The organism is Halorubrum sp. Hd13, assembly GCF_002252755.1.
Classification (GTDB): domain Archaea; phylum Halobacteriota; class Halobacteria; order Halobacteriales; family Haloferacaceae; genus Halorubrum.
This window is the reverse complement of record NZ_NHOY01000094.1, coordinates 23,950-43,586: the sequence shown is the minus strand read 5'-3', so window position 1 is coordinate 43,586 and position 19,637 is coordinate 23,950. Positions and strand designations below refer to the sequence as shown.

The 19,637-nt window shown below is 70.7% G+C and carries 19 protein-coding genes; 12 read left to right on the top strand and 7 right to left on the bottom strand.

Annotation, left to right across the window (positions count from 1 at the left end; all coding sequences use genetic code 11):
* Window positions 1–7 precede the first annotated feature (7 nt).
* Window positions 8–256, bottom strand: a complete 249-nt coding sequence (locus DJ81_RS12290; protein ID WP_094589937.1) for a hypothetical protein — start codon at window positions 254–256, stop codon at window positions 8–10.
* Between the two features lie 78 nt (window positions 257–334).
* Window positions 335–1,681 carry an MFS transporter gene (locus DJ81_RS12285; RefSeq protein ID WP_094589935.1) on the bottom strand — a complete coding sequence of 449 codons (1,347 nt, stop codon included), beginning with the start codon at window positions 1,679–1,681 and terminating at the stop codon, window positions 335–337.
* A 178-nt stretch (window positions 1,682–1,859) separates the two neighbouring features.
* Here DJ81_RS12285 and DJ81_RS19805 point away from each other — a divergent pair, with 178 nt between their 5' ends.
* Complete coding sequence (locus DJ81_RS19805) at window positions 1,860–1,991, top strand: hypothetical protein (RefSeq protein WP_254921630.1); 132 nt, start codon at window positions 1,860–1,862, stop codon at window positions 1,989–1,991.
* Here DJ81_RS19805 and DJ81_RS12280 read toward each other — a convergent pair whose 3' ends face one another.
* Window positions 1,992–4,160, bottom strand: a complete 2,169-nt coding sequence (locus DJ81_RS12280) for a caspase family protein (protein ID WP_094589933.1) — start codon at window positions 4,158–4,160, stop codon at window positions 1,992–1,994.
* 202 nt (window positions 4,161–4,362) lie between these two features.
* Between DJ81_RS12280 and DJ81_RS12275 the strand changes: the two genes are divergently transcribed.
* From DJ81_RS12275 to DJ81_RS12265, 3 genes are all read left to right on the top strand, one after another.
* Window positions 4,363–5,319 (top strand): succinylglutamate desuccinylase/aspartoacylase family protein, encoded by a 957-nt coding sequence (locus DJ81_RS12275; RefSeq protein ID WP_094521878.1) that lies wholly within the window; start codon window positions 4,363–4,365, stop codon window positions 5,317–5,319.
* A complete protein-coding gene (locus tag DJ81_RS12270) occupies window positions 5,319–6,617 on the top strand; it encodes a pyridoxal-phosphate dependent enzyme (RefSeq protein WP_094589931.1) in 1,299 nt (432 codons plus the stop codon). Before DJ81_RS12275 ends, DJ81_RS12270 begins: the two co-directional genes overlap by 1 nt.
* A 90-nt stretch (window positions 6,618–6,707) precedes the next feature.
* A complete protein-coding gene (locus tag DJ81_RS12265) occupies window positions 6,708–7,613 on the top strand; it encodes a ketopantoate reductase family protein (protein ID WP_094557858.1) in 906 nt (301 codons plus the stop codon).
* 101 nt (window positions 7,614–7,714) lie between these two features.
* Here DJ81_RS12265 and DJ81_RS12260 read toward each other — a convergent pair whose 3' ends face one another.
* Window positions 7,715–7,936 (bottom strand): hypothetical protein, encoded by a 222-nt coding sequence (locus tag DJ81_RS12260; RefSeq protein WP_094521881.1) that lies wholly within the window; start codon window positions 7,934–7,936, stop codon window positions 7,715–7,717.
* Between the two features lie 264 nt (window positions 7,937–8,200).
* On the opposite strand from DJ81_RS12260, the gene DJ81_RS12255 reads away from it, so the two are divergent.
* From DJ81_RS12255 to DJ81_RS12245, 3 genes are read left to right on the top strand one after another with little or no spacing between them, the layout of a single operon-like run.
* Window positions 8,201–9,049 carry a CBS domain-containing protein gene (locus tag DJ81_RS12255; protein ID WP_094521882.1) on the top strand — a complete coding sequence of 283 codons (849 nt, stop codon included), beginning with the start codon at window positions 8,201–8,203 and terminating at the stop codon, window positions 9,047–9,049.
* Window positions 9,050–10,834 carry a glycine--tRNA ligase gene (glyS, locus tag DJ81_RS12250; protein ID WP_094589929.1) on the top strand — a complete coding sequence of 595 codons (1,785 nt, stop codon included), beginning with the start codon at window positions 9,050–9,052 and terminating at the stop codon, window positions 10,832–10,834. It begins immediately after the preceding gene.
* 3 nt (window positions 10,835–10,837) lie between these two features.
* Window positions 10,838–11,455, top strand: a complete 618-nt coding sequence (locus DJ81_RS12245; RefSeq protein WP_094521884.1) for a dolichol kinase — start codon at window positions 10,838–10,840, stop codon at window positions 11,453–11,455.
* Between the two features lie 559 nt (window positions 11,456–12,014).
* On the opposite strand, the gene DJ81_RS12240 is transcribed toward DJ81_RS12245, so the two are convergent.
* Together DJ81_RS12240 and DJ81_RS12235 are read right to left on the bottom strand one after the other, a co-directional pair.
* Window positions 12,015–12,164, bottom strand: coding sequence for a 50S ribosomal protein L40e (locus tag DJ81_RS12240; protein WP_094521885.1), 150 nt, complete (start codon window positions 12,162–12,164; stop codon window positions 12,015–12,017).
* 96 nt (window positions 12,165–12,260) lie between these two features.
* Window positions 12,261–12,530, bottom strand: a complete 270-nt coding sequence (locus DJ81_RS12235) for a co-chaperone YbbN (RefSeq protein WP_008002506.1) — start codon at window positions 12,528–12,530, stop codon at window positions 12,261–12,263.
* A 147-nt stretch (window positions 12,531–12,677) separates the two neighbouring features.
* Here DJ81_RS12235 and DJ81_RS12230 point away from each other — a divergent pair, with 147 nt between their 5' ends.
* The 3 genes from DJ81_RS12230 (at window position 12,678) to hisE (ending at window position 13,845) form a co-directional block, all read left to right on the top strand.
* Window positions 12,678–12,842, top strand: a complete 165-nt coding sequence (locus DJ81_RS12230) for a preprotein translocase subunit Sec61beta (RefSeq protein ID WP_094521886.1) — start codon at window positions 12,678–12,680, stop codon at window positions 12,840–12,842.
* Window positions 12,843–12,925: 83 nt separating this feature from the next.
* Complete coding sequence (pdxT, locus tag DJ81_RS12225; RefSeq protein WP_094527007.1) at window positions 12,926–13,519, top strand: pyridoxal 5'-phosphate synthase glutaminase subunit PdxT; 594 nt, start codon at window positions 12,926–12,928, stop codon at window positions 13,517–13,519.
* Window positions 13,516–13,845 carry a phosphoribosyl-ATP diphosphatase gene (gene hisE / locus DJ81_RS12220; protein ID WP_094521888.1) on the top strand — a complete coding sequence of 110 codons (330 nt, stop codon included), beginning with the start codon at window positions 13,516–13,518 and terminating at the stop codon, window positions 13,843–13,845. The genes pdxT and hisE overlap by 4 nt, the downstream gene beginning before the upstream one ends.
* Before the next feature lie 18 nt (window positions 13,846–13,863).
* Here the strand turns inward: hisE and DJ81_RS12215 are convergent, their stop codons facing one another.
* Window positions 13,864–14,256, bottom strand: coding sequence for a hypothetical protein (locus DJ81_RS12215; RefSeq protein ID WP_094527008.1), 393 nt, complete (start codon window positions 14,254–14,256; stop codon window positions 13,864–13,866).
* 171 nt (window positions 14,257–14,427) lie between these two features.
* On the opposite strand from DJ81_RS12215, the gene DJ81_RS12210 reads away from it, so the two are divergent.
* Together DJ81_RS12210 and leuS are read left to right on the top strand one after the other, a co-directional pair.
* On the top strand, window positions 14,428–16,686 hold the full coding sequence (locus DJ81_RS12210) for a hypothetical protein (RefSeq protein ID WP_094589927.1): 2,259 nt from the start codon (window positions 14,428–14,430) through the stop codon (window positions 16,684–16,686).
* 119 nt (window positions 16,687–16,805) lie between these two features.
* A complete protein-coding gene (gene leuS / locus DJ81_RS12205) occupies window positions 16,806–19,526 on the top strand; it encodes a leucine--tRNA ligase (RefSeq protein WP_094589925.1) in 2,721 nt (906 codons plus the stop codon).
* Window positions 19,527–19,637: the final 111 nt, after the last annotated feature.

Below are 19,637 nucleotides of genomic sequence, written 5' to 3'. Positions count from 1 at the left end.
TACCGCGTCACGGCCGGTGCTGGAACGAGACCACCGTCCCGATGGTGTCCTCGCCGTCGATCGTCTCCGTGCTCACGGTGACGCCGACGACCGCGTCCGCGCCGAGCGCCTCCTCGATCACCGCGCGGAGCGCGTCGGGGTCGGCCCCCTCTTGGAGCACCGGGACTCGCACCTGCTGCCGGTTGACCGCGACGTCGCCGAGGTCGTAGTCGGTGTGCTCGAACGCCTCCCGTATCGCGGCGGCGGTGTCCGTCATACCCGCTCTCGGTCGCGGGAGGTGAAAAACGGCGGGGCGACCGGGGCGCGCCGTCTCGAACCACCGCTCCGCCGACGGTCAGGCGTACGCGTCGTACTCCTCGCCGAACAGCGCGAAGTAGGCCACGCCGACGAGCCCGATCGCGCTCGCGAGCCCGAACGCGACGACGGGATCCCCCGCGACGGAGAGCCCGGTTCCCGGCACCGAGAACCCGCCGTAGATCAGGCCGCCGAGCGCCGCGCTCGGGATGACGACCGCGTTGCGGAGGAGGTAGTACGACCCCGAGACGCGACCGCCGGTGTCGCGCTCTGCGGGGCCGACGATCAGCGCCTTGTGCGCGGGGAGCCCGGCGAACCGGAGGCCGGAGAACGCGAACAGCGCGACGACGAGCGGCGCGGTCAGGGGCGCGTCGGCGGGGACGTTGATGAGGAGCACCGGGAAGACCGCGTACACGAGGAAGCCGAGCGCGACGACCGGCTTGAGCCCCACCCGCTCCGCGGCGCGCGCCGCGGGCGGCATAGAGACGAGCGCGACCGACATCTCGATCGCCAGCAGCACGCCGAAGAAGGCCGCGGGCGACAGGGAGAGGGGGCCGACGTCGAGGCCGACCTCGAGGAACTGCGTGATCACGATGACGAAGAACACGTACACCATTCCGTTCGCGAACCGCACGAGCGTGTCGCCGACGAGCAGCGGGCGGAGTTCGGGCGGGAGGCTCCGGAGGTCCTCGACCACCTCGCTTACCCCCTCGAACTCCTTGCCGAGCGTGTCCTCGCTCGCGTCGTAGAGCGTGTGTTGGAGCGCGGTGGCGACAACGCCGAACAGGAGCGCCACCGCGAGCACGTACTGGAAGCTCACGGTGAAGTCGGCCGCGTACTGGATGATCCCCGCCGCGATCAGCGGGCCGATCAGGAACGCGGTCCGGCGGAACACCTCGGTGCTCGCGAACCCGCGCGCCAGCCGCTCCGGCGGCACCGACTGCTTGACGATCGCGAACGTCGCGCCGAGCCCGAACGACTTCCACGCCTGCGCTAAGAATAGCCCGACGAAGATCCAGATCCACGGCTCGAAGACGACGCCCGCGAACCGCACGGTCCCGAGGGTCGGCGCGACGAGCCACACGCCGAACCCGAGGCTCGATAACAGTCCGAACAGCGTGAGCGCGAGCCGCGACCCGATCCGGTCCGAGAGCCGCCCGCCCGGGTACGGGTACACCGCGCCGATGACGTTTCCGACGGTCCCGAACAGCCCGATGACGAACGCGCTCGCCCCCAACGCGGACATGTACTCGGGGACGTACCGGTTCGTCATCTGGAAGCCGAGGCTGAACGCGAACATCGCGAGCGACAGGACGAGCACGTCCCGCCGCAGCGAGAGGAACTGACGGAACGGGTCGAGGAGGTCGACGTCGTCCGCCTTTCCCATGCTGATAACTGCGCCGAAACGCCCTTTAATACACCGATGATACGGCCGAGCGAGGCGGTGCGGCGCCGATCGGCTCGATCGTTGCCGAGTTTGTTTATAACTCTTGAGTATTCAAATATCAGAAAATGGTTGGCGCACAATAATGTGTGATTTAATTACATGCGATATCTTGTGTAATATGCACGAAAGTGTTGCAGAATACGTGGCAGAGCACCCGAAGATGGCCGGCGTCCTGTTCACCGCGCTCCTCCTGCTGACGCAGGCGGCGCCCGCGGCGGCGGGCGCCCTCTCGTCGACCGCCGGGCCGTAATCAGTCGAATTCGTCACTCCAGACGAGTCCCGATTCGGTAAAGACCGGAAGCACCTCAAGATTGAGAAACGTCTTGAGTTCCGACTCACGTACATTTTGCAGATCGATATTACTCGGGACGTAGTAGTTAGCCGTATCCGATCCGGTGTTCGGAGTCGTCAGCGTTCCAACGCCGTAAGGGCCGTTCGGGTACGTTTTGATCGAGAAGTCCCACGGTGGCCCACCGTTGTGCACCTCGACGACTGCAGCCGTCCCGCTCTGGCTCTGACAGATCGTCGTCCCACCGTCGCCGACGACGATATACTGGTAGCCGGTGATCAGTTCGCGCTTCGCGACGTTCAGCGCGGTCCGGAGATTGAAGCCGCCGTTCATCAGCCGGGCGATGATGCGACCGAGCTGCGTCGCGGGGGAGTTCGCCACGTCGGAGAGAGTGACGATGCCGCCGCGGGAACCGCGGTGGACCAGCGCCTCGCCCTGCCGGTACGACTGGCAGGCGTTGAGCAGGAAGGCGCTGATGCCGACGTCGAGGTCCTCGTCGGTCAAGTCGAGGTACTCGTCGGTACACTGCATCCCGCGGTGGTCGACGTGGCCGACGTAGTGGAGGAAGTCGACGTCGGACTCGAGGACGTCGCGCATCTCCGCGCGGGTGAGGTCGTGGCGCACCTCGATGTCGAACTGGACCATGTCGCGGAGACCGTACAGGTCCGCGACCTCGCCCTCCTCGCGCATCTGCTCGTCGTTGCAGACGACGAGCACGGAGATCCGCGACTGCTCGACCTGACCGGCCTCCAGCCGGCGGTAGTACGCGTCGAGGGTGGCCTTGTTGGCGTCGAGCGGGACCCCCTCGCCGACCCACGCGTGCTCGACGGTGTCGACCGGTTCCGGCTGCACGAAGTCGGCGTCCGCGGGGACCGCGCTGCGGTCGGTCGAGGCGTCGGCGCCGCGGGAGACGCCGGCGTCGGCGCCACGGACGGGTTCGGTTCCGGCACCGCCACGGACGGGCTCGGTCCCGGCGCCGCCACGGACGAACTCGTCGGGACCGAGCGGCGTCGAGCGCGGAGCCGAGTCGGCGCTCGGAGCGCGGAAGAGACCGACCCCGCCGCCCTCGCCCGCGGTCACCGGGGTGACCGTCTCGGGAGACCGGACGACCGACAGCTCCCCGGCGACGAACGGGAGCATCTCGACGTTCTCGGGATCGGGGCGCACGTCGGTCGTCAGCGTCCACTGCGGGAGTTCGGGCTCGACCCGCCGGAACGGTACGTCGAGGTACTCGCCCAGCCGCTCCGCGAGCGGCAGGTCGTACAGGCGGCCCCAGTCGAGGTCCAGGTCCGTCGTCTCGCGCTCGTGGAGGTCGACCGGGTAGAACCCCTCGGTGCGGGCGAGGCAGTCGAAGTGGAACGACTGCCGGAGCGCCTCGGCGGCCCGGCGCTCGAAGTCCGGCTCCAGCGGGTGGCTCCAACCGTCGCCCTCGATCCGGGGCGCGTCCCCGGGGACGACGTCGGCCGCGAGGTAGTACGCCAGCGAGACGATCGGGTAGAGGTGCTCGTAGGTCGGCGGCACGACGATCCGGACCCCGGAGTCGGGCGGTTCGATCCGGTCCGGGACGCGGAGCTCGTCGCCCGCCTCGATCAGCGGCGGGTGCCCCCGGAGGGTGGGGAACGACCGCTCCGGGCTCGTCGTCTGGAGCGCGGAGCCCAGCAGCGACACGGCGTCCATCAGCGACTCGGGGTCGGTCGGCGTCTCGATCGTCCCGGCGGGCACCTGGTGGAGCGAGCGGAACCCGAGCGCGACTTCGGCGGGGGCATCGAGGTCGATCCGGGTGGTTCGGTCCGTCGTCGACACCGAGAAGCCGGACTCGAAGGCGAGGTAGAACTTGGTCGGCGCGGGGTCGATCCCGACATGGTACTGGTCCGACGGCATCGCGTAGGAGTCGCCCCGAGTGAGGAGGGTCCCGTCGCCGGCGCGCGTCTCGACGATGGTGACCCGGGGGATCTCGACCGACGCGGTCTCGACGGTGACGCTGGCGTCGACCGGGAAGTAGTGCGCCTGCTCGGGGGTCGCGACCGGGTCGACCGCCCGGTCGGTGTACACCTCGAACTGGGTGTTCTCGATGTGGTCCGTGACCGTGAGTCCGGCGTCGGCAGACAGCGGGTCGATGTCGATGCTCATGTGTGTGGGACCGCACCCGACCGCCGGCCGGGGTGCCGGATCGCCGGGGGCGGGTCCGGCGCGACGGAGCGCGTGCCGGTCCCGGGCGCCCGGCGAACGCGGCGCTCGGTACCGGTTTGTTGACCGAGACGGCGATAAAGCTTGTGTCGGTGAATCGCCGTGGACCGAACGGATAAAGGGGCGCCCGACCCACATTCGCGTAATGATCACGCTTGGAACGGCCCGCGCCCCGCCGGGCGAGACGGACACGGGCCGTCTCGAAGTGGGGGAGACGCGGGACGGGAGCCCCGTGCGGCTGCCGGTCGCCGTCATCAACGGCGCGACGGACGGAGAGACGCTGTACGTGCAGGCGGTCAGCGACGGCGACGAGCTCAACGGGCTCGGGGTCGTCAACCGCGTCGTCCCGCGGATCGACCCGACGGAGCTGTCCGGCGCGGTCCTCGTCGTCGGCATCGTCAACTACTTCGGCTTTCAGGTCGCGGAGCATCGGAACCCGATCGACGACCGGAAAATGAACCGGGGGTACCCCGGCGACGAGGACGGGACGACGAGCGAGCGGATCGCCCACGCGACGTTCCAGGCGGCGAAGCGCGCGGACCTCATCTTAGACCTCCACCAGGGATCGACCAGCCGGATGATAAACGAGACGCGGGTGCGGTGCGGAATTCGCCATCACCTCCACGGCGACTGCCTGGAGCTCGCGAAGGTGTTCGGCTGCGGGCACGTCCTCGACATCAAGGGCCCGGACGGTCAGCTCGCGCGGGCCGGGCCGGAGCACGGGATCCCGACGATCGACCCCGAGCTCGGCGGCGCCGTCGGCTGGGACGAGGAGTCGATCCGATACGGCGTCGATGGGGTGTTCAACGTGCTCCGGCACTACGGCTTCCTCGACGGCGGCGCCGACGTCGAACGGCAGGTCCGGGCGCGCGGGTTCGACCAGTACGGGTCCCCCGCGGGCGGGCTCGTCAGATTCGAGCGCGACCTCGGCGAGCGCGTCGAGGCCGGCGACGCCCTCTTCGAAGTGACGGACACCTTCGGCGAGCTGAAAGGGCGCGTGACCGCCGACGCCGACGGGATCTTCTGGCGGACCAGGCGGCTCCCGCAGGTCGCCGCCGGCGAGTACGTCTGCTCGGTCGGCACCAACGTCGACCGCTACTGATGCGGACCGACGACGACCAGACGGGACCGGACGCGGGGGAAGCGAGCCCGGGAGGAGACGACGCCCCCGAGCGACTCGCCTGCCCCGAGTGCGGTCGGACCGTCGCCGACCGGTGGCGTTGCGAGTGCGGCGCCCCCCTGAACTTCGCCGACCCGCCGATCCCGGATCGCCCGGCCCCGGACGCCGAAGCGGGCGAGTCCCTCCCAGCCGGTGACGGGCTCTGGGCGTTCGCGGCGTTCCTCGCCGTCGGCGACGACCCCGCCGACCGGGTGACGCTCGGCGAGGGGATGACCCCGCTCGTCGACGCCGACGGGCCGCGAGGCGAATCGGACGGTTCGCGGGGCGACACCGGGCCCGACGGAGCGGAGTGGAACGCCGAGTTCAAGCTGGAGTACGTCTTCCCCACCGGATCGTTCAAGGACCGGGGCGCGACGACGACGCTCACGCGCGCCCGGGAGCTCGGCGTCGACCGCGTCGTCGAGGACTCGTCCGGCAACGCCGGCGCGGCGATCGCGACGTACGCGGCCCGGGCCGGTATCGACGCCGCGGTGTACGTGCCGGCCGACGTCAAGGAGTCGAAGCTCCGCGCGATCCGCCGCGCCGGGGCGGATCCGGTCCGGGTCGAGGGCGGTCGGAGCGACGTGACCGACGCCTGCGTCGCCGCGCTCGGTGGAGGCGGCAAGGGCGACGCGGGCAGTGAGGACGGCGAGGGCGACGCGGGCGAAGGTGGCGGAGGTCCCGGCGCCGCCGCGTGGTACGCCAGCCACGCCTGGAACCCGGCCTTCTTCGAGGGGACGGCCACGGTCGCCTACGAGATCGCCGCCCAGCGCGGCTGGGAGGCCCCGGACGCGGTCGTCACGCCGCTCGGCCACGGCACGCTGTTCCTCGGCGCGTACCGGGGGTTCCGGCGGCTCGAACGCGCCGGCTGGATCGACTCGGTCCCGCGACTGTTCGGCGCGCAGGCGGCCGGCGTCGCCCCGATCGTCCGGGAGCTGCACGGGCCGGAGGCCGCCCACCCCGACGGACGCGTCAACGCGGCGGCCGACGGGATCCAGATCGCGGAGCCGGTTCGGAAAGGGGAGATCCTCGACGCCGTCGCCGAGACCGGCGGCGACGCGCTCGCGGTGACGGAGTCGGCGGCGGAGCGCGAGCTCGACCGGCTCCACCGGGCGGGCTTCTACACCGAGCCGACCTGCGCCGTCGCGCCGGCCGCGCTCCGGGCGCTCCGCGAGCGCGGGACCCTCGCGGCCGACGACGACGTCGTCGTCCCCCTGACCGGGAGCGGGCTGAAAGGGTGACGGGCGGCGAGTTCTGACGAGCGGCGAGTTCCCGGGTCGGCGGCCCGCGCCACCGCCACGCCTTTTCAGTCGCGCCCCGTGGGACCCCACATGGAGGTCCTCGTCTACGGCGCCGGCGCGCTCGGCAGCCTGATCGGCGGGCTGTTGGCCCGGAGCCACGACGTCACCCTCGTCGGACGCGACCCGCACATGCGGCGGATCCGGGAGGACGGGCTCCGGATCGACGGGGAGATCGACGAGCGCGTCCGTCCGCGGGCGCTCACCGACGGGACGCACCGCGCCGCCGATCTCGCCGTGGTCACGACGAAGGCGTACGACACCGACGCGGCGGCGCGGGCGCTCGCGACCGGCGAGTACGACGCGGTCTGCTCGCTGCAGAACGGGCTCACGGAGGATCGGCTCGTCGCCGCGCTCGACCCGACCGTGCTCGCCGGCACCGCGAGCTACGGCGCCCTGCTCGCCGAGCCCGGACGGGTGACGTGTACGGGGATCGGCGAGGTCGTCGTCGGCTCGCTCGCCGGCGGTCGGGACCCCCTCGCGGAGCGCGTCGGCGCCGCGTTCGACGAGGCCGGGATCGAGACGACGGTCGCCGCGGACATGCCCCGACGCCGGTACGAGAAGCTCGCGGTCAACGCGGGGATAAACGGCCCCTCCGCGCTCGCGCGCCTCACCAACGGCGCGACGCTCGACGGGCCGGGCGGCGAGGTGGCGCGCGAGGCGGCCCGCGAGGTGGCCCGCGTCGCGCGCGCCGACGGCGTTGATCTCGGCGAGGACGAGGCGGTCACCGCCGTCGAGCGCGTCGCCGACGAAACCGCGGCCAACCGCTCGTCGATGCACGAGGACGTCGCCGCGGGGCGTCGGACCGAGGTCGACGCGATCTACGGCGCCGTCGCCGACCGCGCCGACCGCTTCGGGGCCGCGGCGCCGACGTGTCGGACGATCGCGTCGCTGATCCGCGCGTGGGAACTGGGCGAAGGGCTCCGGGAATCCGCGTGAAAAATATCCGAGAATCCGCGTGACTGCGGCCGGGAGTCGCTGGTGAACGGGGCGGCGCGGGACGGCCGGAAGGCCGTCGATACCGTCGATCGACTACCGAGTCAGCACCACTCCTCGAGGACGGTCGCGTCGGTCTCGTCGACCGAGACCCACGCGTTCTCCCGCGAGACGTCCGCGATCACCAGCTCCGATCGCGACGCGGACGAGTCGATCGACGCCATGATGTCCGGCGAATCGTCGGCGTCGAGCGTCGGGTCCGCGGGCAGCGCGGTCCGACGGTGATCGGGGTCCGGGTCGTCCCAAGGAGTGGAACTCCGTGACATGATTGTCAATTGTTCACAGTACGTATAAGCGTTCCGAACCGAAGCCGACCGCAGTCGGCGAATTCCCGGTTCGATCGAGCGGATCGACGGCGAATCCGGGATAGAACCGTCGATCGGACGGCCCGGGGCGCCGGTCGGGCGTCGATCCGACGGATCGGTCGGATAGTTGTCGGATACGTGACGCCGTTCGAGCGCCGACCCGCGGCCGCGCCGTCTCCGACCACCTTCGCAGTATACAAGAGGTGCCACGCTGAAAGACGGTGCATGAACGTGTCAGACGCCATGACGCCGCGGTCGGATCTCGTCGTCGTCGAGATTCCCGGGAGCCGGAACGACGTGCTGGAGTACATCCAGGAGTACGGCTTCTCCTCAGTCCCCGTCGTGAAGGATGTCGACGGCGACGAGGTGTACCGCGGCCTCGTCACTCGCGACGACCTCATCGAGCAGCCGGACGAAGACCAGCTCGCGCTGCTGATGCGGGAGGTCCCGACGATCGGCGCGGACGAGGACCTCGTCGACGCCGCGGCCACGATGGTCGCCGAGCGCTCCCGCCGCCTCCCCGTCGTCGACGGCGACGAGCTCGTCGGCATCCTCACCGTCACCGACGTGGTGCGGGCGATCGCCCGCGGCGAGATCAACGGGGGCACCGAGGTCGGCGAACTCGCGACCGAGGCGGTCAACGCGACCCACACCGAGACCCCGCTGCCGGTCGCCGAGCGGGAGATCGGGCTCGCGAACGTCCCCTACGCGGTCGTGCTCGACGACGACGCCGCGATCGCCGGCATGCTCACTGAGGTCGACATTCTCGAGGTCGCCCGCGTCGTCGAGGGCGAGGCGAGCACGGGCGACTCGATCGCCGAACAGGACTCCGAGTGGTCCTGGGAGGGTATCAAGGCCACCGGCGCGCGCTACCTCCCGACCCGCAACGTGGAGCTCCCGGCGGAGGCGGCGCGCCACTTCATGACGGAGGACCTCGTCACGGTCAGCGGCACCCGGACGGCGAAGGAGGTCGCACAGGAACTCATCAGCAACGACATCGAGCAGGTTCCCCTGGTCAACGGGACCGATCTCAACGGTATCGTGCGCGACGTCGACCTGCTGGAGGGCCTCTAGATGGCCGCGGACGACCTCGTCGAACTGGCGAAGCGACGGGGCTTCTTTTTCGGCTCGAACGGCGCGTACGGGGGGACGGCCGGCTTCTACACGTTCGGTCCGCAGGGCGCGGCGCTGAAGCGGAACCTCGAGGACGCGTGGCGCGACCGGTTCACCATCCGCGAGGGGAACCGCGAGATCGAGGCGCCGACGGTAATGCCGGAGGCCGTCTTCGAGGCGTCCGGCCATCTCGAGGGGTTCGACGACATGCTCGTCGAGTGCGGCGAGTGCGGCGAGTCCCACCGCGCCGACCACCTCGTGGAGGCCGTCACGGAGATCGAGGACGCCGAGGCGCTCCCCGGCGACGAGGTCGAGGACCTCATCGCGGACAACGAGATCGCCTGCCCCTCCTGTGGCACCCCGCTCGCCGGCGAACCCGTCGAGGACTTCAACCTCATGTTCGCGACCGACATCGGCCCGGGCGACGGCCACCCCGGCTACCTCCGGCCGGAGACGGCCCAGGGGATCTTCGTCGAGTTCCCGCGACTGAAGGAGTACGCCCGCGGGAACCTCCCGTTCGGGATCACCCAGATCGGACCCGCCTACCGCAACGAGATCTCGCCGCGCGGCGGGCTCCTCCGCCTGCGCGAGTTCACGCAGGCCGAGCTGGAGCAGTTCATCGACCCGGAGGAGGACGAACCCCCGCTGGACCGCGTCCGCGACGTCGACGTCCGGCTGTACCCGGCGACCGAACAGGAGGCCGAGGACGGCGAGTACGTCGAGACGACGGTGGGCGAGGCGGTCGACGAGGGCGTCATCGGCTCCCCGTGGGTCGGCTACTACCTCGGCGTCGCGAAGGCGTGGTACGAGCGCGTCGGCGTCGACACCGACCGGTTCCGGTTCCGCCAGCACCTCGCGGGCGAGCGCGCCCACTACGCGGCCGACTGCTGGGACGCCGAGAGCGAGGTCGACGGCGACTGGATCGAGATCGCCGGCTTCTCGTACCGCTCCGACTACGACCTCTCGAAGCACGGCGAGTACGGCGACGACTCGTTCACCGTGTTCAAGCGCTACGACGAGCCGAAGACGGTCGAGCGCGCGACGGTCGACCCCGACATGTCGGTCCTCGGTCCCGAGTTCGGCGGCGACGCCGGCGCGGTCGCCGCGGCGCTGGAGACGCTCGCCGAGCGCGACCCCGACGCCTTCCACGGCGAGACGGTCGCGGTCGACGTGAACGGTGAAAGGCATGAAGTCGACGTCGACGTCGCGAACTTCGCCGTCGAGGAGACCACCGAGAGCGGCGAGCACATCACCCCGCACGTCGTCGAGCCGTCCTTCGGCGTGGGCCGCACCGTCCAAACGCTCCTCGCGCACTCGTATCGCGAGGACGAGGTCGACGACGAGGCGCGGACGTACCTCTCGCTGGAGCCCGAGATCGCGCCCCAAGACGCGGCGGTATTCCCGCTGGTGACGAACGACGACCGGCTCGTCGACCTCGCGGACCGGGTCGCGGGCGACCTGCGCGCGGCCGGCCTCGCGGTGGCGTACGACGACTCCGGCTCGATCGGGCGGCGCTACCGCCGCCAGGACGAGGTCGGAACGCCGTTCTGCGTCACGATCGACCGCGACGGGATCGAGGGGGGCGGCCCCGACACCGTCACCGTCCGCGAGCGCGACTCGGCCGCGCAGGTCCGGGTCCCCGCCGACGACCTGGCCGGCGAGTTGGCCGCGCTCCGCGCGGGCGAGTCGTTCGACGCGCTGCGGGACCGGTACCAGAGCGTCGAGACGGACGTCGAGACCAACTGACCCGTGCCCCTTCCGGCGGCGGAGTGGCGGGCCGACGTGGAGTTCGAGCGGCGGCTGGTCCACTCCGGGGGGACCCTCTACCCGGTGCCGTACCTGCTCGGCTGGTTCACGTGGACGGAGACGCGCTACTTCCTCCTCGCCGCGCTCGCCGTCGTCCTCACGCTGGAGTTCCTCCGGCTCGTCGTCGGGCTCGACCACTGGCTCTACCGGAAGCTCACCCGGGAGTACGAGACCGACGCGCTCGCCGGCTACGCGCTGTACCAGGTGAGCATGACCGGCGCGGTCCTCCTCTTGGAGCCGACCCTGGCGATCCCCGCGATGTGGATGCTGTCGGTCGGCGACCCCGTCAGCGGCGCGCTGGGGGACAACGAGGCCACCGAGGCGAAGCGGCCCGCCGCGTGGGTCGCGATGTTCCTCGTCTGCTTCGGGCTCGCCGTTCCGTTCACCATCCCCGCCTTCGGCCCCGACGTCGGCGTCGTCGTCGCGGGCGCGGGCGCCGCCCCCGCCGCGGTCGCGGACGGCCTCCCACCGATAATCCGTGGCGTCGCCGTCGACGACAACCTCACCATCCCGCCCGCCGCCGCCGGCGGGATGCTCCTCGCGCTCGCGGTGGTGGGGTAGGCACAGCGCGGATCACGGCGCGGATCACGGCTCGGCAACGAGCGAAGAGCGAGGAGCGAGGAACGCAGAGGGCGTTTATATACAAACGCGGCGGTGGCGCGTGCCGATGAGCGCCCGGAGGGCGCGAATCGCACGCGCGAGGGAGTCGGACCGGCGCGGTCGCGCCGGTCCGACGAGGCTGGGGAGGCGTGAGGTGCGGTCGTGGTGCGGGGCGGGACTCAAAGGGGCAGCCGCGAGGCGGGCGCAGGCGACGGAAGCACCGCAGGGAACGAACGAAGTGAGTGACCGAGGAGCGCAACGAGCGTGCGCCCGCCTCGCGGCTGGGGCTTTGGAGGTGTTCAACGCGTCAACAACGACTTATAAGCGAGCGGCTGGGGCTTTGGAGGTGTTCAACGCGTCAACAACGACTTATAAGCGAGCGGCTGGGGCTTTGGAGGTGTTCATCGCGACGTCAACGAGAGCAACGATCGATACCCGATCAACGGAGAGATGACCAGACAGATTGCACCCGCGGCTACCGAACAAACGGGTCGCAGAGAACGAATGAGGGGACGACCGCTTACGTGGCGCGGCGTTCCGTCGCCTTCGGGCGGAGGTTCTTGTAGCCGCACTTGCGGCAGCGCTTCGCGTCGGGGGCGTTGCGGGCGTTACAGCGCATGCAGATCTGCCGGTCGAGGTTGCGGCGTTCCGCGGCGTCGAAGCTGGCCATACGGCTACTGTCGCGGCGACGCTATAAAAGGTTGCGAGACGCGGCGGCGGGTCGGCGGTACCCCGGACCGCCGAAACCGAACGGGCGGTCCGAACCTCAGGCGCCGGCCTCGGACAGCGCGGCCTCGATGTCCTCGCGCTGGGTGACGCCGACGAAGCGGTCCACGACGCCGTCGTCGTTCTCGATGATCAGCGTCGGGAGCGAGCGGACCTGGTACTGGTTGGCGACGTCCTGCTCCTCGTCGACGTTCACCTTCTGGAGCTCGAAGGCGTCGCCGAGGTCCTCCTGGATCTCCTCCAGGATCGGGTCCTGCGTCTTACACGGGCCGCACCAGTCAGCGTGAAAATCCAGCAGTCGAACAGTCATTATCCGACCGGTTCTACCGGCGGACCGCGCATAAGGGTTTCCCACTCGGCGATACGCGGGGGCTGTCGGATTCGGCTCGCCGGCCGCGGCCGAGGCTCGTCGGCCGCGAGCGAAACGTTTAGAACGCCGCGCGGGTCACTCACGAGTATGAGCAGTGGCTCCAACTCCGGCGGGCTGATGTCCAGTGCGGGACTGGTCCGCTACTTCGACAACGAGGACCGGAACGCGATCTCGATGAGTCCCAAGACCGTCCTCGCGTTCTGCGTCCTCTTCGGCGTCTTCGTGCAGATCCTCTCGCTGACGGTCGCCTAACGGTCCGACGTCTCCGTTCGAACACTTCCCGCCGGCTGACCGGTAGCGCGCCCTTTTTGCCCGTCCCCGACCGAGTGAGTGACATGAAAGCAGGCGTCATCGCCGTGCAGGGCGACGTGGCCGAGCACGCCGCCGCCGTCCGGAACGCCGCGGCCGCTCACGACGAGTCCGCCGAGGTCGTCGAGGTCCGCGACGCCGGTATCGTGCCGAACTGCGACGTGCTCCTCATGCCGGGCGGGGAGTCGACGACCATCTCGCGGCTGATCCACAGAGAGGGGATCGCCGCGGAGATCCGCGAGCACGTCGCGAGCGGGAAGCCCGTGCTCGCCACCTGCGCCGGCCTCATCGTCTGCTCGCGGGACGCGAAGGACGACCGCGTCGACGCGCTCGAACTCGTCGACGTCTCCGTCGACCGCAACGCGTTCGGTCGACAGAAGGACTCCTTCGAGGCGAAGATGCCGGTAACCGGTCTCGACGAGCCGTTCCACGCCGTCTTCATCCGCGCGCCGCTCATCGACGAGGTCGGCTCGGACGTCGAGGTGCTCGCGACCGTCGACGGCCGCCCGGTGGCCGTTCGCGACGGCCCCGTCGTCGCCACCGCGTTCCACCCGGAGCTCACCGACGACCCGCGGATCCACGACCTCGCCTTCTTCCCCGATCGCGAGGTGGTCGCGTGAGCGACCCCGAGACCGACGCGCGAGAGGACCCCGACGCCCCGCCCGAGGCCGTCCTCGACGAGCTGTTCGCCACCATCGCGTCCCGGAAGGCGGAGCTCCCCGAGGGCTCGTACACGGCCTCGCTTTTTACCCACGAGAAGGGCGAGAACGCCGTCTTAGAGAAGATCGGCGAGGAGTCGACCGAGGCCATCCTCGCGGCGAAGGACGACGATCTCGACGAGCTCACCGCCGAGAGCGCCGACCTCGTCTATCACCTGCTGGTGCTGCTCGCGATGAAGGATCTCGACCTCGACGACCTCCGCGGCGAGCTCCGCGAGCGGTTCTGACCGCCCACTGCTCGCCGCCTACCGCTCCCGTTCCAGCTCGCGGTCGATGTCGTCGAGCTCCTCCGTCTCGAGCTCGCTGGCGATCCGGCGCTCGAACTCCGCCTCGCTGATCTGTCCCTCGACGTACTGCTGGCGGAGGCGGTCCTGTCGATTACTCCCGGCGTCGGTCGAGGACGACGACGACACCGAGCCGATCGAGTCGAACGACCCGGCGTCGTCGTCGCTCAGCAGCCACGAGCCCGCCTTGTACGCGGCGTAGCCGAGCCCCGCCAGCACGGCGAGCCGGATCGCCCAGGTGAGCACCCAGAAGGTGACTCCGAGCACAACGGAGATGATCGTCCCGACGACGGAGAGGGCGATCAGCACCCCGATCGCGATCGCCCCGTAGTAGAGGGCCTTCTTGCCGTCCATACCGAGGAGTCACGGGTCCGGGCGCAAATACCTTCTCCCGGGCGCATCCGAGCGGCATGTCTCTTGGCGTCAGAAGACTTATTCGGCGCTACGGTCGTAAATCAGTGAAATGAATCAGGAGCCGCGAGCGGCGACGATCGATACGGCCTCGGTCTGCGGGGAGGACCGCCCGTGACCGGAGAGCCGGATCCGGACGCCGACCGGCGGACCGTCGGTCGGCGGACCGTCCTCGGCGCGCTCGCGGGCGCCGGGAGCGCCGCGGTCGCCGGCTGCTCCGGCTCCGAGGCGGACGACGCCGCGACCGCCGGGGTGGAGTCGGACCGGCTCGACGAGCTCGCGGCCCGGTTCGCGCCGACGCTGTACTTCGATTCGGCGGAGCCGTGGTTCCCCACGGACCCGCGCCCGTACGCGACCGAGGAGGACGGCGAGACGGTGGTCGACGGCTTCGCGGCGTTCGACGGCTACCACGAGCGGTACGACGAGGCCGGCGAGCCGCCGAACCCCACCGTGTTCTACAACGGGGTCCGGTACGATGACTCCCCGCTCGCGGTCGTTCAGTTCTGGTTCTACTCCGCGTTCGACCAGTTCACCGCGAACTTCCACTGGCACGACTGGGAGGTGCTCCACGTCTTCGTCGACCTCGACACCGGCGACCCCCAGCTGTACGTCGCCAGCTCGCACTCCCGGAGCGTCCCGAACAACGAGTTCCTCGACCCCGACCCCGACGTGGTCCCGCGGATCCTTCCCGAGCTCGGCTCGCACTCCAGCACGCTCTCGGTCAACGAGATCCCCGACCGGTTCCAGCGGGTCGGCGAGGACGGGCTGCTCGCGGACATCACGAACACGACGATCGACACCGTCGAGGACCTCCTCGGGATCCCGATCGCGTACGGGCTCCCCCGCGACGAGGGGGCCCGGCTCCCCTTCGTCGTCCCCGAGTACGAGGGCGAGCCGATCTACGAGCACCCAGACCTCCCGTCCGTCACCGAGGAGTCGCTGGTCGACGGGGCGCTGAGCGTCCGATCGCTCGACGCCCTGCGGTCGCCCCCGACCGACCTCCCGCTCCGGGAGACGGGGATCGCGTTCCGCCACGCCGACCGCGAGGACGCGCTCGCGGACGAGACCGTCGACGAGGTCGTCGGCTACGAACTCGTCGAGAGCGCCGAACTGGAGGGGATATCGGCGTTCACCGGGCCGCAGCTCAGCTTCGAGTTCGCCGTCCCCGAGGCGGTCGAGGACGCCGTCGCGAGCCATATCACGACCACCGGCGTGCCGTGGGAGCAGCCGCGCTACGAGAACCCCGCGCTCGACGTCACGGCCGGGAACCACCGCGCCGAGCTCGCCGACCGATACGACGCCATCGCCGGCGACGCGGAAGTCGGCGGCGACGCCGCGGGCGCGCTCGACGCGGTCGTCGCCCGCGTGACGCGGGCGACCGAGACCGACGAGGCCCCCGACGGCGAGGGGCTGACGACGGCCGACGCGGGCGTCGAGTCGTTCGTCCTGATCGAGAGCGACCCCGAGGCGGTCCCGACGTTCGCGGGCGGGATCGCGGTCGCGAACGGCGTCCCCGAGGGCGACCACCGGCTGACGGTGAACGGCGCGGGGCGGGCGCCGCACAGCGAGGAGCTGACGGTCTCGGCTGACGAGCCAGTGACGGCCGCCGGCGTCGACGGCGAGATCCCGCTCGTCGCCCGCGAGGACGCGCGGAAGGTGGAGCTCTCGGACGAGGAGAGCGACGTCGACCTGACGCGGACGGCGATCGAGGACGACTTCGCCGGTCGGATCTACGACTCCGCGATCGACGGGAGCGACGCGGCCTACGTCCACGCCGGCGGCGCGTACACGACCGAGGTCCGCGACGCCGACGAAGAGGTCGGCGCGTACCGGGTCAACCCGGACCCGCCGGGCTCGGAAGGCGATGACGGCGGGGATTCGGGCGACGGCGACGACGGCGAGGGGCGATCGCCGATCCGGATCGACCGCCCGGAGACCGGGGCGGCCCCGCTCGCCGGCTACGTCGCCGACGTGGCCGAGGAGACCCGCGCCGCGGTCGCGGCCGCGGCGGCGGAGGGCGGCGACGGAGACGGCGATGACGACGACGGGAGCGACGACACAGGTGGCGGGAGCGGGACGAGCGGCGGCGGAGGCGGTTCGGGCGGCGGCCCGTCGAACGCGGTGAACGGGCTCGAACGCGCGCTCGCGGCCGCGGTCGACGCCGCGGAGCGGGCCGAGGAGCGCGCCCGCGAGGGCGACGGCGAGGGGACGGAGCGTCAGCTGGCGAACGTGCTCGACCGGATCGCGCGGATCGAGGAGCGACTCGCGGCGGCGCGCGAGGGGCTCCCGCCCGGGCTCGCGAACGCGACCGGGAAGCGGGTCGAGCAGGCGACGAAGCGGGTCGAGCAGGCGCGGAACGCCGGGAAGCTGTAGGGCGAGCGGTCGGTTTCCTTCCCGGAACCGGCCGATTCGCGCCCACGAGGCGGTGTGTCACACCGCACCAGTGGATGGAAAGCTATACGACGCCGACCCGACCACGAGTATATAAGCAGATGTCTCAGGAGGGTTACGACCACACCGCGGTCGAGAATCGGTGGCAGGAGGCGTGGGAGGACGCCTCCGTGTATCACACGCCGGACGAGGCCGACGACCCCACCTACGTGCTGGGGATGTACCCGTACCCGTCGGGGAAGCTCCACATGGGCCACGTCCGCAACTACACCATCACGGACGCGTACGCCAGGTACCGCCGGATGCGCGGCGACGACGTGCTCCACCCGATGGGATGGGACGCGTTCGGGCTCCCCGCCGAGAACGCCGCCAAGGAGCGCGACACCAACCCCCGCGACTGGACGTTCGACTGCATCGACACGATGAAGGGCCAGATGAAGTCGATGGGGTTCGGCTACGACTGGGAGCGGGAGATCACCACCTGCACGCCGGAGTACTACAAGTGGAACCAGTGGCTGTTCAACCGCTTCGCCGACGCCGACCTCGTGGAGCGGCGCGACGCCGAGGTGAACTGGTGTCCCTCCTGCGAGACGGTCCTCGCCGACGAGCAGGTCGAGGGCGACGCCGAGCTGTGCTGGCGCTGCGACACGCCCGTCGAGACCCGCGACCTCGACCAGTGGTTCCTGAAGATAACCGAGTACGCCGACGAGCTGCTGGAGGCCATCGACGACCTGGAGGGGTGGCCCAACTCGGTGCGCCAGATGCAGCGGAACTGGATCGGCCGGCAGTACGGGACGACGCTGGACTTCGAGGTGAGCGAGGCGCGGAGCGCCTCGAACGGACGCGGCGAGGGAACCGAGCCGCGGGAGTACGGCCCCGTCGAGGCGTTCACCACCCGCGTCGACACCGTCCACGGCGCGACGTTCTTCGCGCTGGCGCCGGACCACCCGATCAGCGAGGAGCTTGCCGCCGAGGACGACGCCGTCCACGAGTTCGTCCACCACGAGGCCGACCCCGAGGGCGACGAGCCGAACGGCGTCGAGACCGACCTCACGGCCACGAACCCGGCCACGGGTGAGGAGATCCCCGTCTTCGTCGCCGACTTCGTCCTCTCGGACGTGGGGACGGGCGCGCTGATGGCGGTGCCCGCGCACGACGAGCGCGACCACGCCTTTGCGACGAAGATGGGCGTCGAGATCCGGCCGGTCGTCGTGCCGGAGCCAGACGACTGGGACGGCGAGACGGTTCCGGACGCGCCGGACGTGAGCGAGGCGGCGTTCACCGACGACGGCGTCCTCATCGACTCCGGCGAGTACAGCGGCCTCGACAGCGAGACGGCCCGCGAGCGGCTCACCGCGGACATCGAGAGCGCCGCGGAGAGCACCCAGTACCAGCTGCGCGACTGGGGGATCTCCCGCCAGCGCTACTGGGGCACCCCGATCCCGGTCGTCCACTGCGACGACTGCGGCCCGGTGACGGTCCCGGACGAGGACCTGCCCGTCGAGCTGCCGGAGTTCATCAACACGACCGGGAACCCGCTGGACGCCGCCGAGGAGTGGAAGGCGACGACCTGTCCGGAGTGCGGCGAGCCCGCGACCCGCGAGACAGACACGATGGACACGTTCGTCGACTCCTCGTGGTACTTCCTGCGCTACGTCTCGCCCGACCTCGACGACGCGCCCTTCGACTTAGAGCGCGCGAACGACTGGATGCCGGTCGACCAGTACGTCGGCGGCATCGAGCACGCCGTGATGCACCTACTGTACTCCCGCTTCTTCACCAAGGTGCTGGCCGACGAGGAGGGGCTGGAGCACCGCGAGCCGTTCACGAACCTGCTGGCGCAGGGGATGGTCCAGCTGGAGGGCGAGAAGATGTCCAAGTCGAAGGGGAACGTCGTCTCCCCGCAGCGCATCGTCGACGAGTACGGCGCCGACACGGCCCGGCTGTTCATGATGCAGGCGGCCCAGCCCGAGCGCGACTTCGACTGGTCCGAGGAGGGCGTCCGGTCGACCCACCGCTTCCTGGCGCGGCTGACGGACCTTGTCGAGGGGCACGCCGCGGGCGCGGCGGAGACCGCACCCCCTGACGCCGACCGCGACACGGTCGACGACTACGTCGCCGACGAGGTCGACGCCGCCGTCGCCATCGCGGGCGACGAGTACGACGACCTCACGTTCAACGTCGCGCTCCGCGAGGCGCAGGACCTCGTGGGGACGCTGCGGAGCTACCGCGGGCACGCGGACCCGGACCCGGACACCTACGAGCGCGGGCTCGACGTCGCCGTCCGCCTGCTCGCGCCGGTCGTCCCGCACCTCGCCGAGGAGCTGTGGGCGACGCTGGGTCGCGACGGCTTCGTCGTCGAGGCCGACTGGCCGACCGCGACGGTCGACCGCGAGACGGTCGAGAAGCGGCGCCGACTGGTGACCAACACCCGCGAGGACGTGCGCGACATCGTCGAGGTCGCCGGCATCGAGGACCCCGAGCGGATCGACGTCGTCGTCGCGCCCGACTGGAAGTACGACGCGCTGGAGGTCGCGATCGACAGCGACGCGGACAACCTCATCTCGGAGCTAATGGCGGAGAGCCACATCCGGGAGCGGGGCGACGACGCCGCCTCCTACGGCCAGGACCTGCAGGCGAACCGCGAGGCGCTGCAGGAGACCCTGTCGGGCGACGAGGAGTACGAGGCGCTGCGCGCGGCCTCGTGGCTGATCGAGCGCGAGTTCGACGCCCCGGTCCGCGTCGAGCGCGCCGCGGACGCCGACGACGCGGTGGTCCGGAAGGCCGAGCCCGGCCGGCCCGCGATCGACATCGTCGAGTAGGGGTCCGGCTCTCGTCCGGCAGACGGCGTCCGAACTGTCGCCGGGCGCAGACGCCCGACCGGTCGATGCCGGCCGGCGCTCTCGACGCGGAACATCACTGGTTAGTGACAC

Excerpts from the sequence above, each read along its gene's own strand:
- DJ81_RS12285 (WP_094589935.1), bottom strand. The coding sequence starts at position 1,681 with ATGGGAAAGGCGGACGACGTCGACCTCCTCGACCCGTTCCGTCAGTTC.
- DJ81_RS12290 (WP_094589937.1), bottom strand. The coding sequence starts at position 256 with ATGACGGACACCGCCGCCGCGATACGGGAGGCGTTCGAGCACACCGAC.
- DJ81_RS12260 (WP_094521881.1), bottom strand. The coding sequence starts at position 7,936 with ATGTCACGGAGTTCCACTCCTTGGGACGACCCGGACCCCGATCACCGT.
- DJ81_RS19805 (WP_254921630.1), top strand. The coding sequence starts at position 1,860 with ATGCACGAAAGTGTTGCAGAATACGTGGCAGAGCACCCGAAGATGGCC.
- pdxT (WP_094527007.1), top strand. The coding sequence starts at position 12,926 with ATGAAAGCAGGCGTCATCGCCGTGCAGGGCGACGTGGCCGAGCACGCC.
- DJ81_RS12255 (WP_094521882.1), top strand. The coding sequence starts at position 8,201 with ATGAACGTGTCAGACGCCATGACGCCGCGGTCGGATCTCGTCGTCGTC.
- DJ81_RS12230 (WP_094521886.1), top strand. The coding sequence starts at position 12,678 with ATGAGCAGTGGCTCCAACTCCGGCGGGCTGATGTCCAGTGCGGGACTG.
- DJ81_RS12280 (WP_094589933.1), bottom strand. The coding sequence starts at position 4,160 with ATGAGCATCGACATCGACCCGCTGTCTGCCGACGCCGGACTCACGGTC.
- DJ81_RS12265 (WP_094557858.1), top strand. The coding sequence starts at position 6,708 with ATGGAGGTCCTCGTCTACGGCGCCGGCGCGCTCGGCAGCCTGATCGGC.
- glyS (WP_094589929.1), top strand. The coding sequence starts at position 9,050 with ATGGCCGCGGACGACCTCGTCGAACTGGCGAAGCGACGGGGCTTCTTT.
- leuS (WP_094589925.1), top strand. The coding sequence starts at position 16,806 with ATGTCTCAGGAGGGTTACGACCACACCGCGGTCGAGAATCGGTGGCAG.
- DJ81_RS12215 (WP_094527008.1), bottom strand. The coding sequence starts at position 14,256 with ATGGACGGCAAGAAGGCCCTCTACTACGGGGCGATCGCGATCGGGGTG.
- DJ81_RS12275 (WP_094521878.1), top strand. The coding sequence starts at position 4,363 with ATGATCACGCTTGGAACGGCCCGCGCCCCGCCGGGCGAGACGGACACG.
- DJ81_RS12270 (WP_094589931.1), top strand. The coding sequence starts at position 5,319 with ATGCGGACCGACGACGACCAGACGGGACCGGACGCGGGGGAAGCGAGC.
- DJ81_RS12240 (WP_094521885.1), bottom strand. The coding sequence starts at position 12,164 with ATGGCCAGCTTCGACGCCGCGGAACGCCGCAACCTCGACCGGCAGATC.
- DJ81_RS12235 (WP_008002506.1), bottom strand. The coding sequence starts at position 12,530 with ATGACTGTTCGACTGCTGGATTTTCACGCTGACTGGTGCGGCCCGTGT.